The sequence below is a fragment of the Nonomuraea sp. 3N208 genome, from assembly GCF_052245935.1.
GTDB lineage: Bacteria > Actinomycetota > Actinomycetes > Streptosporangiales > Streptosporangiaceae > Nonomuraea.
Map to the genome: position 1 here is coordinate 1 of NZ_JBQQBR010000090.1, position 14,716 is coordinate 14,716.

At 72.8% G+C, this 14,716-nt stretch carries 3 protein-coding genes; all 3 read left to right on the forward strand.

Annotated features, from left to right (window positions below; all coding sequences use genetic code 11):
• Positions 1-2,296 (forward strand): SDR family NAD(P)-dependent oxidoreductase (locus ACTWPT_RS58685; protein ID WP_443186246.1); only part of this gene is annotated, 2,296 nt, incomplete at its 5' end.
• A 31-nt stretch (positions 2,297-2,327) separates the two neighbouring features.
• Entirely contained in the window at positions 2,328-13,211 is a 10,884-nt protein-coding gene (locus tag ACTWPT_RS58690) for a type I polyketide synthase (protein ID WP_443186247.1), read from the forward strand.
• A gap of 34 nt (positions 13,212-13,245) precedes the next feature.
• Positions 13,246-14,716 (forward strand): type I polyketide synthase (locus ACTWPT_RS58695; RefSeq protein WP_443186248.1); only part of this gene is annotated, 1,471 nt, incomplete at its 3' end.

Sequence of the window (14,716 nt, forward strand, 5' to 3'; positions counted from 1 at the left end):
CGGTGGCCGGTCGGTGAGTATCCACTCCCGTTCGGGGGCGGCCGAGCCGTGGGTGCGGCATGCCGATGGGGTGCTGGCGGCCGAGGATGGTGTGCCCGGCTTTGACGTGGTGCAGTGGCCGCCCGCGGGTGCGGCGCCGGTCGAGGTCGAGCAGTTGTATGAGGATCTGGCGGAGATCGGGCTGGAGTACGGGCCGATCTTCCAGGGGCTGGTGCGTGCCTGGGCGCGGCCGGGTGAGGTGTTCGCCGAGATCGCGCTGCCGGAGCAGGAGCATGCCGAGGCGGCCCGGTTCGGGCTGCACCCGGCCCTGCTGGACGCGGCACTGCACGCTAGCGCTCTCGGCGGTCTGCTCCCGGCGGTGGAGCCGGGTCAGCCGTTCCTGCCGTTCGCCTGGTCCGGGGTGTCACTGCACGCGACCGGAGCGACCAGCCTCCGCATCAAGGCCACCACCGATGCCACGTCCTCCCCATCGTCGCCGGCCATCTCGCTGGCCATCGCGGACGGCACGGGCGTGCCGGTGGCCGACATCGAGGCGCTCACGCTGCGGCCCCTGTCCACCGCGCAGCTGACCACCACCGCCGGCCAGAACCTGCACCACCTCGAGTGGAGCGCCGTCCCGCCCAGGCCCGCCGCTCAGGCGCCGCGCCGGGTGTCGCTCGGCGCGCTCTCCGAGCTGAACGGGTCGCTTCCGGAGTTCGTCCTGGTCGAGGCGCTCGGCGGGGTGCACCACGCGCTGACGCTGGTCCAGGATTGGCTGGCCGAGGAGCGGTTCGCCTCGTCCCGCCTGGTCATCGTCACGCGCGGCGCGGTGGCGGCCGCTCAGGACGACGTCCCGAGTCCGGCGCAGGCGGCGGTGTGGGGCCTGGTGCGGGCCGCTCAAGGAGAGCAGCCCGGCAGGTTCGTGCTGCTGGACCTGGACGGCGACGTACCGGAGCAGTTGGTCGAGCAGGCGCTGATCACCGGGGAGTCCCAGCTCGCGGTGCGGGCCGGGGAGATCCGGGTGCCGCGACTGACCCGCGTGGCCGTACCGGAGGAGCAGCAGGGGCCGGTGTTCGGGCCGGAAGGCACGGTGCTGATCACCGGCGGCACCGGTGGGCTGGGCGCGCTAGTGGCGCGCCACCTCGTCACCGCACACGACGTGAGGCGGCTGCTGCTGGTCAGCCGGCGCGGACCGGACGCCCCGGGCGCGAGCGAGCTGGTGGCCGAGCTGTCCGAGCTGGGCGCCGACGTCACCGTCGAGGCCTGCGACGTGGCCGACCGCGGCGCGCTCGCCCGGCTGATCGCATCGACCCCGCTGACGGGTGTGGTGCACACGGCCGGAGTGCTGGACGACGGGATCATCCCCTCCCTCACACCCGAGCGCCTGGACACTGTCATGGGGCCGAAGGCCGACGCCGCCTGGCATCTCCACGAACTCACCCAGGAGCTGGACCTGTCCGCGTTCGTCCTGTTCTCGTCGCTGGCCGGGGTGCTGGGCGGTCCGGGCCAGGGCAACTACTCGGCGGCCAACGCCTATCTGGACGCGCTGGCGGAATACCGCAGGGCGCGGGGTCTGCCGGGGGTCTCGCTGGCCTGGGGTTTGTGGGACGCGGGCGGTATGACCCAGGAGCTCACCGAGGCCGACCTGCGCCGGATGGAACGTATGGGGCTGAAGCCGCTGTCCGTCGCGGAAGGGCTGTCGCTGTTCGACGCGGGTCTCCGGGCCGACCGGGCGGCGCTGGTGGCGGCGCGGTTCGTACAGGCCAGGAACAACGCTCCGCGGCGGGCGGCCGCGGTCGACGGGCTCGCCGACCGGCTGGCCGCGATGGAGCCGGCCGAACGTGAGTCGGCGCTGTCCGACCTCGTCCGCGGCCAGGTGGCCACCGTGCTCGGATTCGCCGACGCGTCGGCCATCGACCCCCAGCGCCGGTTCCAGGATCTCGGCTTCGACTCGCTCACCGCGGTCGAGTTCCGCAACCGGCTCAGCACCGTCACCGGGCTACGTCTCCCGGCCACGCTGGTCTTCGACTACCCCACCTCGGCCGAGCTGATCGAGTACCTCATGGGGCACTTCGACGGGGCCGAGGACGAGGAGGCGGGCATCCTGCGGCTCTTCGCCGAGCTCGACACCATCGAGACCTCGATGGCCCGGATGACCGAGGACAGCACCGTGCGCGACCGGCTCGTCGCGCGGCTCAAGGAGGTCCTGTCGGGCCTCAACGGTTCCGGCGGCGAAGCCGGCATCGCGGACCAGATCGAGGCTGCCAGCGACGACGAGATGTTCGCCTTCATCGACAACGAGCTCGAAGTCTCCTGACAGGCGCGCCGGCTGAGAAAGGTTTATTCCGATGGCAAACGAAGACAAGCTCAGGGACTACCTGAAGCGGGTCACGGCCGACCTCGCCCAAACTCGTCGGCAGCTCCGCGAGATCGAGGGGCGTGACCACGAGCCGATCGCGATCATCGGCATGAGCTGCCGCTATCCGGGAGGGGTCACCTCACCCGAGGAGCTGTGGCGGATGATCGACGAAGGAGGAGACGCGATCTCCGAATTCCCGGCCGACCGCGGCTGGCGAGAGGACCTGTACCACCCGGACCCCGACCATCCGGGCACGACCACTGCCCGGCAGGGCGGGTTCCTCTACGACGCCGCCGACTTCGACGCGGGATTCTTCGCCATCTCCCCGCGTGAGGCCTTCGGGACCGATCCGCAGCAGCGGCTGTTCCTGGAATCGTGCTGGGAGGTGTTCGAGCGGGCGGGCATCGACCCGGCCGCCGTGCGCGGCAGTCGTACCGGGGTCTACGCCGGGATCATGTACCACGACTACTTCCGCGCCGAAGCGCTCGGCAGCGTCACCTCCGGCCGGGTCGCGTACGCGCTCGACCTCGAGGGCCCGGCCGTCTCCGTCGACACCGCGTGTTCGTCGTCGCTGGTGGCGCTGCACCTGGCCGCGCAGTCACTGCGGCGGGGCGAGTGCTCGATGGCGCTGGCCGGCGGCGTGACCGTGATGGCGACCCCGAACACGTTCATCGAGTTCTCGCAGCAGCGGGGCCTGTCCGCCGACGGCCGTTGCAAGTCCTACGCCGACGCCGCGAACGGCACCGGCTGGAGCGAGGGCGTCGGCGTGCTGCTGCTCGAACGCCTCTCCGACGCTCAGGAGAACGGGCACCGCGTGCTCGCGGTCATCCGCGGCAGCGCGGTCAACCAGGACGGCGCCAGCAACGGGCTGTCCGCGCCGAACGGCCCCTCCCAGATCCGGGTCATCAGGGACGCGCTGGCCGACGCCGGGCTGTCGCCCTCGCAGATCGACGCGGTCGAGGGGCACGGCACCGGTACGACCCTGGGCGACCCGATCGAGGCGCAGGCGCTCCTCGCCGCGTACGGCCAGGAGCGGCCGGACGGCAGGCCGTTGTGGCTGGGCTCGTTGAAGTCGAACATCGGCCACACCCAGGCCGCCGCGGGTGTCGGCGGCGTCATCAAGATGGTGATGGCCATGCGGCACGGCACGCTGCCGCGGACTCTGCACGTGGACGAGCCGTCCACGCACGTGGACTGGTCGGCCGGCGCCGTCGAGCTGCTGACCGAGCCCAAGACGTGGGACCGCGGCGAGGCGCCCCGCCGCGCCGCCGTTTCGGCCTTCGGCTTCAGCGGCACCAACGCCCACCTGATCATCGAAGAGCCGCCGGCCGAGCAGGCCGACGCCGGGCCGGACGGCCTGCACCTGCCGCTGGTGCCCTGGGTGGTGTCGGCCAAGGACGCGCAGGCGCTGGCGGCACAGGCCGGCCGACTGAAGGAGTGGGCGAGCGAGCAGCCGGAGCTGCGGGTCGCCGACGTGGGCTGGTCGCTCGCGACCGGCCGGGCGGTCCTCGACCGGCGCGCGGTCGTCGTGGGGGAGGACCGGGACGAGCTCCTGGCCGGTCTCCAGGCGCTCGCCGACGGCGGAGTCGCGCCCGGGACCGTCACGGGCGCCGGCGCGGGCGGCAAGCTCGCCTTCCTGTTCGCCGGGCAGGGCAGCCAGCGGGTGGGCATGGGGGCCGCGCTGGCCGAGGCGTTCCCGGTGTTCGCCGACGCGCTCGAAGACGTGTGCAAGGTACTGGATCCCCTGCTGCCGCACCCCGTACAGGACGTGATGTTCACCGACCCCCACGGGGTGCTGGACGAGACGGGGATGACCCAGCCGGCGCTGTTCGCCTTCGAAGTCGCCCTCCACCGGCTGCTGACCTCGCTGGGCGTCCAGGCCGACGTCCTCGCCGGGCACTCGGTCGGCGAGATCGCCGCCGCCCACGTGGCGGGCGTGCTCTCGCTACACGACGCGTGCACGCTGGTGGCCGCGCGGGCGCGGCTGATGCAGGCGCTGCCTTCAGGCGGGGCGATGCTGGCCGTCGCCGCGACGGAGGAGGAGGTAATGCCGCTGCTGGACGGCCTGACGGACCGGGCCGGGATCGCCGCGGTCAATGCCCCCGGCGCGGTGGTCGTCTCCGGTGACGAGGAGGCCATCGCCGGGATCGAGCGGCAGGTCGACGTGCGGACGCGGCGGTTGCGGGTGTCGCACGCGTTCCACTCGCCGCTGATCGAGCCGATGCTGGAGGAGTTCCGGCAGGTCGCCGAGTCACTCACCTACCACGAGCCGTCCATACCCATCATCTCCGACGTGACCGGACAAAAGGCGCAGGCCGGGCAGCTCACCGATCCCGGCTACTGGGTGGACCACGTCCGGCAGGCCGTCCGCTTCGCCGACGCCGTCACCACCGCCCGGGCCGGCGGCGCCACGGTGTTCGTGGAGGTCGGCCCGGACGGCGTGCTCACCAGCCTGGCCAGGCAGACGCTCGACGGTGACGACGCCGTGGTGTTCGTCACCCCGGCCAGAAAGGACCGCGACGAGAGCCGCGCCTTCCTGGAGGCACTCGGCCAGCTGCACTGCCGGGGTGTCTCCATCGACTGGGACGCGTACTTCGCCGAGGCCTGCCCCAGGCGCGTCGACCTGCCCACGTACGCCTTCCAGCGCAAGCGCTTCTGGTTCATGCCCGGGGCCGCGACGGCCGAGCAGGGCGACGGCTCCGTCGACCCGCAGTTCTGGGCGGCCGTGGAGCGTGAGGACGTCGCCGCGCTCACCGCCACGCTCGGCATCGAGGACGGCTCCCCGCTGGCCGCCATCCTGCCGGCGCTGTCGTCCTGGCGGCGGCGCAGGCGCGACCAGGACGTGCTCGACTCCTGGCGCTACCGCGTTACCTGGACGCCCGTCACCATCCCCGGCGGGAAGCCGCCCGCGCTGTCCGGCGACTGGCGGGTCATCGTCCCGGCGGACCGCGCCGATGACGCGGCGGCCGTCGTACAGGCGCTCGAACGGCACGGAGCCCGGTGCGAGCTCCTGCACGACTTCGCCGCGCAGCCGCGCGGCGAAGAGCCGGTCGCCGGCGTGCTGTCACTCTACGGAGACCTGGCGCAGACGGTGACGCTGATCCAGGCCATGGATTCCGCCGGCGTGGACGCGCCGCTCTGGATCGCCACCGACGGCGCCGAAAGCGTCAGCCGGGTCGATCCGGTACGCAATCCGGAGCAGGGCGCGGTCGCGGGCCTCGGCAGGGTCTTCGGCCTGGAGCAGCCGGCCCGCTGGGGCGGCCTCGTCGACCTGCCCGAGACGCTCGACCAGCGCATCCTGACCCGGCTGGTGAGCGTGCTCGCCGGGATCGGGGACGAGGACCAGCTGGCGATCCGCGCCTCCGGCGTCTTCGCCCGCAGACTGACCCGCGCGCCCAGAACGTCCGCGGGATCGGACGGGCGCTGGCAGGCCCGCGGCACCGCGCTGATCACCGGCGGCACCGGCGGCCTGGGCGCGCACGTCGCCCGGTGGCTGGCCCGCGGCGGCGCCGAGCACCTCGTGCTCACCAGCCGGCGCGGCCCCGACGCGCCCGGCGCGGCCGAGCTCGTGGCGGAGCTCGAAGAGCTCGGCACGCGGGTCACCGTGGCCAGGTGCGACGTGGCCGACCGCGACACGCTCACGGCGCTGCTCCGCGAGGTCGAGTCCGCCGGCGGCGCCATCCGGTCGGTCTTCCACACCGCCGGCGTCCCGCACATCCAGCCGATCACCGGGCTCGGGCAGGACGAGCTGGCCCAGGCCACACAGGCCAAGATCGTCGGGGCGGCCAACCTGGACGAGCTCCTCACCGGACCGCTCGACGCCTTCGTCCTGTTCTCGTCCGGGGCCGGAGTCTGGGGCGGCGCGCACAACGGGGCCTACGCCGCGGGCAACGCCTTCCTCGACGCGCTCGCCGCGCATCGCCGCTCCCGCGGTCTTCCCGGCACGGCCGTCGCCTGGGGATTCTGGGACTCGGCAGGCGGTGGGATGACCACTCTGCTCAGCGAGGACGACGCCCGCAAGACCGGCGTCAGGTACATGGACACCGGCATGGCCGTCGACGGCCTCCGGCAGGCGCTGGACGACGACGAGACCAACCTGGTCATCGCCGACGTGGACTGGGCACGGTTCTTCCCGGTCTTCACCGCCTCACGGCGGCGCCCGCTCCTCGACGGAGTGCCCGAGACGCTGGAGGCACTCGAGAGCGAGGCGCAAGCCACCGGAGAGTCCTCCGAACTCCACGCCAAGCTGCTCCCGCTGAGCGCGGAAGAGCAGGAGCGGCTGCTGATCGCGGAGGTACGCGAGCAGGTGGCCGCCGTGCTCGGATACGAGCCCGCCGAGGTGGAGGTGGATCGGGCCTTCCGCGATCTCGGCTTCGACTCGGTCACCGCGGTCGAGTTGCGCGGCAGGCTCAACGCCGCTTTGGGTGTGCGGCTGCCGGCGACCGTGGTCTTCGACTACCCGAACGTCAAAGTGCTCGCGGGCCTGGTCCGCGACGAGGTCCTGGGTACGCGGGCGGAGATCGAGACCACGGGCGGGGGCCGCGGGCCGGTCTCCGACGACCCGATCGTGATCGTCGGGATGAGTTGCCGCATGCCCGGCGGCGTGAGCAACGCCGACGACCTCTGGCGGCTGGTCGCCGAGGGCGGGGACGCGATCACGCCGATGCCGGGCAACCGCGGCTGGGACGTCGAGGGCATCTACGATCCGGACCCGGACGCTCCGCTCGCCTCCTACGTGTGCGAAGGCGGCTTCCTGGCCGGCGCCGCCGACTTCGACCCGGAGTTCTTCGGCATCAGCCCGCGCGAGGCCCTGGCCATGGATCCGCAGCAGCGGGTCCTGCTGGAAGCCTCGTGGGAGGCGATCGAGCACGGCCGGATCGACCCCGGTTCGCTGCGTGGCAGCCGTACCGGCGTGTTCGTCGGCGCGGCCTACGAGGAATACGGCCGCCACTCCGACCAGATCCCGCTGGAGTCCGCGGGCCACCTGGTCACCGGCACGCTGAGCAGCATCGTCTCCGGGCGGGTCGCGTACGTGATGGGCCTCGAAGGTCCCGCGGTGACGGTGGACACGGCGTGCTCGTCGTCGCTCGTGGCGCTGCACATGGCGGTGCAGGCGCTGCGGAACGGCGACTGCGACCTGGCGCTGGCCGGCGGTGTCACGGTGATGTGCACCCCGCTCGGATTCATCGGCTTCAGCCTGCAGGGCGCGCTCGCCAGGGACGGCAGGTGCAAGCCCTTCGCCGGCGCGGCGGACGGGTTCGCCCTCTCGGAGGGCGTCGGGATGTTGCTGGTGGAGCGACTGTCGGACGCCGAGCGCAACGGGCATCAGGTGCTGGCGGTGGTACGGGGCTCGGCGGTCAATCAGGACGGTGCGAGCAACGGGTTGACGGCGCCGAACGGTCCTTCACAGCAGCGGGTGATCCGGCACGCCCTGGCCAACGCCGGGCTGTCCACTGCCGAGGTCGACGTGGTCGAAGCCCATGGCACGGGCACGACCCTCGGCGACCCGATCGAGGCCCAGGCGATCATCGCCACCTACGGCCAGGATCGGGAGCAGCCGCTCTGGCTCGGCTCGATCAAGTCGAACATCGGCCACACCCAGTCCGCGGCCGGGGTGGCCGGGATCATCAAGATGGTCATGGCCATGCGGCACGGCACGCTGCCGCAGACCCTGCACGTGGACGAGCCGTCGCCGCACGTGGACTGGTCGGCGGGCGACGTGCGGCTGCTGACCGAGGCGCGGCCGTGGTCGGTGAACGGGCATCCACGCCGTGCCGCCGTCTCGTCCTTCGGGATCAGCGGTACCAACGCCCATGTGATCATCGAGCAGGGACCGGCCGTCGAGCCGGAGCCCAGGACGGCGACCGAGCTGCCGGTGGTGCCGTGGGTGCTGTCGGCCAAGACGCGTGAGGGCGTTGCGGCGCAGGCCGGGCGGTTGGCGGAGTGGGTGCGGGCGCATCCTGAGCAGGATCCTGCCGATGTGGGCTGGTCGTTGTTGAACGGCCGGTCGGTGTTTGATCATCGTGCGGTGGTGGTGGGTGGTGATCGGGAGGAGTTGCTGGCGGGGTTGGCTGAGCCGATCTCTGGTGTGGCCGCCTCAGGTGGCAAGACGGTGCTGGTGTTTCCCGGTCAGGGGTCGCAGTGGCTTGGTATGGGGGTGGAGCTGTTGGAGGCTTCGCCGGTGTTCGCGGCGCGGATGGCGGAGTGTGAGGCGGCGTTGGCGCCGTTTGTGGACTGGTCGCTGACGGGGGTGTTGCGTGATCGGGCTGGGTTGGACCGGGTGGATGTGGTGCAGCCGGTGTTGTGGGCGGTGATGGTGTCGCTGGCGGAGGTGTGGCGTTCGCTGGGGGTGCGGCCGGATGCGGTGGTGGGTCATTCTCAGGGGGAGATCGCTGCTGCGGTGGTGGCTGGTGCGCTGTCGTTGGAGGACGGGGCGCGGGTGGTGGCGTTGCGGAGCCGGGCGATCACTGCGCTGGCGGGTCGGGGTGGTATGGCGTCGTTGCCGTTCCCGGCGGGTGAGGTGGCCGCTCTGGTGGAGCGGTGGGAGGGGCGGATTTCGATCGCCGCGGTCAATGGTCCGTCTTCCACGGTGGTCTCTGGTGATGTGGAGGCTTTGGAGGAGTTGCTGGCCGGTTGTGAGCGGGCGCGGCGGATCGAGGTGGATTATGCCTCGCATTCCGCGCATGTGGAGGCGATCGAGGAGGAGATCGCGAGCCTGTTGGCTCCGATCAGCCCGCGCATGTGCGACGTGCCCTGGTATTCCACCGTCCGCGAGACCTGGCTGGACGGCACCGAAGCCGGCGCCGCCTACTGGTACGAGAACCTGCGGCGGACAGTGTGGCTGGAGCCGGCCGTGCGGGCGCTGATCGAGCAGGGCCACGGGCGGTTCGTGGAGGCCAGCGCGCACCCCGTGCTGACCATGGCCGTACAGGAGACGGCCGAGCAGGCCGGTCACGAGGTGGTGGCCTGCGGCACGCTGCGCCGCGACGACGGCGGCCTGCGCCGGTTGTGGACGAGCGCGGCCGAGCTGTGGGCGCACGGCGTGGCCGTCGACTGGACGCAGGCGCTGGCCGCCGCCGACCCGCTGATCGTCGACCTGCCCACCTACGCCTTCCAGCACCAGCACTTCTGGCTCGAGGAGCGCAGCGGGAGCGCGGGCGACGTCGGCGCCGCCGGGGTAGGCGCGGCCGGACACCCCCTTCTCGGCGCGGCGGTCCCGCTGGCCGACGCCGACGGCGTGCTGCTGACCGGACGGCTCTCACTGAAGACGCACCCGTGGCTGGCCGATCACGCCGTCAACGGGCAGGTGATCCTGCCAGGCACGGCCTTCGTGGAGCTGGCCGTCAGAGCCGGCGACGAGGCCGGCTGCGACCTGCTGGAAGAGCTCACCCTCCAAGCCCCGCTCACCCTGCCCGAGCGCGGGGCGGTCCAGCTCCAGCTGGCCGTCGGTGCGCCGGAGGAGGACGGCAGGCGCCAGCTCACCGTCCACGCCCGCCCCGACGGCGGGGGCTGCGAAGACCCGTGGACCTGCCACGCCATCGGCGTGCTCGCCCCGGGCACCACGGCGCCGCCTACGCAGGAGACGGTCGCCTGGCCGCCCGAGGGCGCCCAGCCGATCCCGCTCGAAGGCCTGTACGACTGGCTCGGCGCGGCCGGGCTCGGCTACGGCCCCCTCTTCCAGGGACTGAAGGCCGTGTGGCGGCGCGACGAGGAGCTGTTCGCCGAGGTCGCCCTGCCGGAGGGCACCGAGACCGGCGGATTCGGGCTGCACCCCGCGCTGCTCGACGCCGCGCTCCACACCCTGGCGCTCAACGCGGCCACCGCCGAGGACGGGCCGCGCATGCCGTTCACCTGGACCGGCGTGCGGCTGCACGCGACGGGTGCGACCGCCATCCGCGTACGGCTCACGTCCCGCGACGCCGACCAGGTGACGCTCGCCGTGACCGACACCACCGGCGTGCCCGTCGCCGACGTGGGCTCGCTGATCCTGCGCCCGCTGCCCACCGACCTCGGCACCGAGACCCGCGCCGCCGCGGACGACTCGCTCTACACCCTCGAATGGGCCCCGGTCCCCGTCGGCGACCCCGCCGAGGAGCAGCGGTGGGCGGTCATCGGCTCCTGGCCGGACTCGGCCGGGACCGACGCCATGGCGCACGACACCCTGGCCGAGCTCCTCGCCACCCGATCCGTGCCCGACTGGGTGGTCGTCCCGCTGGAGGGCCGGTCGGACGGCGACATGGCCGCAGCGGTCCGCGACCGGACCTGCCACGTGCTGGAGCTGCTGCAGATCTGGCTGGCCGAGGAGGACTTCCCGCACTCCAGGCTCGTCCTCCTCACCCACGGCGCGGTCGCGGCCACGGCGGACGAGGAGGTGGCCGGCCTGGCCGACGCCGCGATCTGGGGCCTGGTCAGATCGGCGCAGTCGGAGACCCCCGACCGGATCGTCATCGTCGACGTGGACGGCGACGCGGACTCGTACCGCATGCTGCCCGCCGCGCTGGCGGCGGGAGAGAACCAGCTCGCGATGCGGAAGGGCGCGGCCTACACACCCCGCCTGGCCCGCCCGGGAGCCGGCGGCGCGCTGGTCCCGCCCGCGGAGGCCGCGAACTGGCGGCTGGACGTCACCAGCCGCGGCACCCTCGACGACCTCGCCCTGCTGCCCGCGGCCACCGCGCCGCTCGCGCCCGGCCAGGTCCGCATCAGGACCGAAGCCATGGGGCTGAACTTCCGCGACGTGCTGATCGCCCTGGACATGTACCCGGGCGACGCGCCGATGGGCGGCGAGGGCGCAGGCGTGATCACCGAGGTGGCGGACGACGTCACCGCGTTCGCGCCGGGCGACCGGGTGATGGGCATCGTCGACGGCTTCGCCCGCCAGGCGGTCGCCGACCACCGGATGCTCGCCCGCGTCCCCGACGGCTGGTCGTTCGCCGAGGCGGCCTCGGTGCCGATCGCCTTCATCACCGCCTACCACGCCCTGGTCGACCTGGCTGGTCTCCAGGCCGGCGAATCGCTGCTGGTGCACGCCGCGGCGGGCGGGGTCGGCACGGCGGCCGTGCAGTTCGCGCAGCACTTGGGCGCCGAGGTCTACGGCACCGCCAGTGAGGGCAAATGGGACGCGGTACGCGAGCTCGGCGTGCCGGCCGACCGCATCGCCTCCTCCCGTACGCTCGAGTTCGCGCAAACCTTCAGCGGCGGCGTCGACGTCGTGCTCAACTCCCTCGCCGGCGAATTCGTGGACGCCTCCCTGGGGCTGCTGCGGCCCGGCGGGCGCTTCATCGAGATGGGCAAGACGGACGTACGGGACCCGGCCGAGCTGCCGTCGGTGCGGTACAGGAACTTCGACCTCACCCAGCTCGACCCCGCACGTACGGGCGAGATCCTCGCCGAGATCGTCGGCCTCTTCGCCAGGGGCGCGCTCCGGCTGCCGCCGATCCGCACCTGGGACGTCCGCCGCGCCCCCGACGCGTTCCGGCACGTCGCGCAGGCTCGCCACATCGGCAAGGTCGTGCTGACCGCGCCGCCCGCGCTGAACCCCGACGGCACCGTGCTCATCACCGGCGGCACCGGCGCGCTCGGCGCACTCGCCGCCCGGCGACTGATCACCGAACACGGCGTGCGGCACCTGGTCCTGGCCGGCCGGCGCGGCCCGGCCGCCGACGGCGCGGCGGCGCTGGAGGAGGAGCTGACCGGGCTGGGCGCCACCGTACGGGTCGTCGCCTGTGACGCCGCCGACCGCGACGCCCTCGCCGGGCTGCTCGCCGGGATCCCCGCCGAGCACCCGCTGACCGGGGTCGTCAGCACGGCAGGCGTGCTCGACGACGGGATGATCTCCTCGCTCACCCCGGAGCGCGTCGAGGCCGTCATGCGCCCCAAGGTCGACGTGGCGGTCAACCTGCACGAGCTGACCGCCGATCTCGATCTGGCGCAGTTCGTCCTGTACTCGGGCGCCGCGGGCGTGCTCGGCAGCCCCGGGCAGGGCAACTACGCCGCGGCGAACACGTTCCTCGACGCGCTCGCCGCGCACCGCCGCGCCCGCGGGCTGGCGGCCACCTCCCTGGCCTGGGGCCTGTGGTCGCCGCAGAGCGGCAGCGGCATGACCGGCCACCTGGACGAGGCCGACCTGAGCAGGCTGAGCCGCTCCGGCATGGGCGCGCTCGCCCTCGACGAGGGCCTCGCCCTGTTCGACCGGGCGCTCGACCTGGACGAGGCGGGGCTCGTCCCGATCCACCTCGATCTCGCCACCTTGCGTGCCGGCGCCGCGAAGGGCTTCGGCCACCCGCTGTTCCGCGGCCTGGTACGGATCTCCGCCCGCCGCGTGCTGGTGGCCGAGACTCCGCAGGGCGACTCCCTCACCGACCGGCTGGCCGCCCTGCCCGAGGCAGAGCGCCTGCCGATGCTGCTCGACCTGGTACGCGGCCACGTGGCGGCAGTGCTCGGCTTCGCGGCGCCCGAGGCGGTCGAACCCGCACGGGCGTTCAAGGAGATCGGCTTCGACTCGCTGACCGCCGTGGAGCTGCGCAACCGGCTCAAGACCGTCACCGGCCTGCGGCTGCCGGCCTCGCTGATCTTCGACTACCCGAACTCCGCCGCGCTGGCCGGGCACCTGCTGGAAGAGCTGGCGCCGCCCGCGCACAGCGCCGAGCAGCAGCTGCTGGCCGAGCTCGACCGCATCGAGGCCCAGCTGGCCGTCATGGCGGCGGAGACCGACACCGCCGGGGAGATCACCACCCGGCTCGAACGCCTGATCTTCTCCTGGAGAGAACGGCACCACGAGCCCGATCCCGCCGCCGGCAACGTGGCCGGCCAGCTCCAAGCGGCTACCGCCGACGAGATCATCAGTTTCATCGACAACGAGTTCGGACTCTCCTGAGCAGGCGTCACCGACGGCTAGGAAGGCAACACACATGGCGACAGAAGAGCAGCTCGTCGAATACCTGAAGCGCGTGACGACCGAGCTCCACGACAGCAAGAAGCGGCTGCAGGCGGCCGAGGACAAGGACCACGAGCCGATCGCCATCATCGGCATCGGGTGCCGCTACCCCGGGGACATCGACAGCCCCGAGGACATGTGGCGGGTCGTCTCCGGCCGGACCGACGCCATCTCCGGGCTCCCGGACGACCGCGGCTGGGATCTGGAGTCCGTGTACAACCCCGACCCCGACGCCTTCGGCACCTCCTATGTCAGGGAGGGCGGGTTCGTGGGGAACGCCACGGAATTCGACGCGTCGTTCTTCGGGATCTCGCCGCGCGAGGCCACGGCCATGGACCCGCAGCAACGGCTGCTGCTGGAGACGTCGTGGGAGGCCATCGAGCGGGCCGGTATCGACCCGGCGGCGCTGCACGGCAGCCGTACCGGGGTGTTCGTGGGCGCCAACAGCCCCGAATTCCTCACGATGATGACGCAGGCGCCGCCGGAGCTGCAGGGATACCTGATGACCGGCGTCGCCACCAGCGTGGTGTCCGGGCGCATCTCGTACACGCTGGGGCTGGAGGGTCCCGCCGTCACGATTGACACGGCCTGCTCGTCCTCCCTGGTCGCGCTGCACCTGGCCGTGCGGGCGCTGCGGAACGGCGACTGCTCACTGGCATTGGCCGGTGCCGTCGCCGTCCTGTCGACGCCCGGCGGGTTCATCGGCTTCAGCCGGATACGCGCGCTCGCCAAGGACGGGCGGTCCAAGGCGTTCTCCGCCGCGGCCGACGGCATGGCGCTCGCGGAAGGCGCCGGCGTCCTGCTGGTGGAGCGGCTGTCGGACGCGCGCCGGAACGGGCACCCGGTGCTGGCGGTCGTCCGTGGCTCGGCGGTCAATCAGGACGGTGCGAGCAACGGGTTGACGGCGCCGAACGGTCCTTCGCAGCAGCGGGTGATCCGGCAGGCGCTCGCCGACGCCAGGCTCGCCCCCGTCCAGGTCGACGCCGTGGAGGCGCACGGCACGGGGACGCCGCTGGGTGACCCGATCGAGGCCCAGGCGATCATCGCCACCTACGGCCAGGACCGGTCCGAGGACCGGCCGCTCTGGCTCGGCTCGGTGAAGTCGAACATCGGTCACGCGCAGGCGGCGGCCGGGGTGGCCGGGATCATCAAGATGGTGATGGCCATGCGCCACGGCGTCCTGCCCGCCACCCTGCACGCCGATGAGCGCAGCCCGCACGTGGACTGGTCGGCGGGCGCGGTGGAGCTCCTGACTGAGCCCCGCCCCTGGCCCGCGGACAGCGAACCGCGCCGGGCCGGCGTGTCGTCTTTCGGCATGAGCGGGACGAACGCGCATGTGGTGCTGGAAGAGGCTCCGTCGCAGGAGGATGAGCCCGGCCAGGGGTTGCCGGTGGTGCCGTGGGTGCTGTCGGCCAAGACGCGTGAGGGCGTTGCGGCGCAGGCCG

Coding starts and splice junctions, on each gene's coding strand:
- ACTWPT_RS58690 (WP_443186247.1), top strand. CDS start 2,328: ATGGCAAACGAAGACAAGCTCAGGGACTACCTGAAGCGGGTCACGGCC.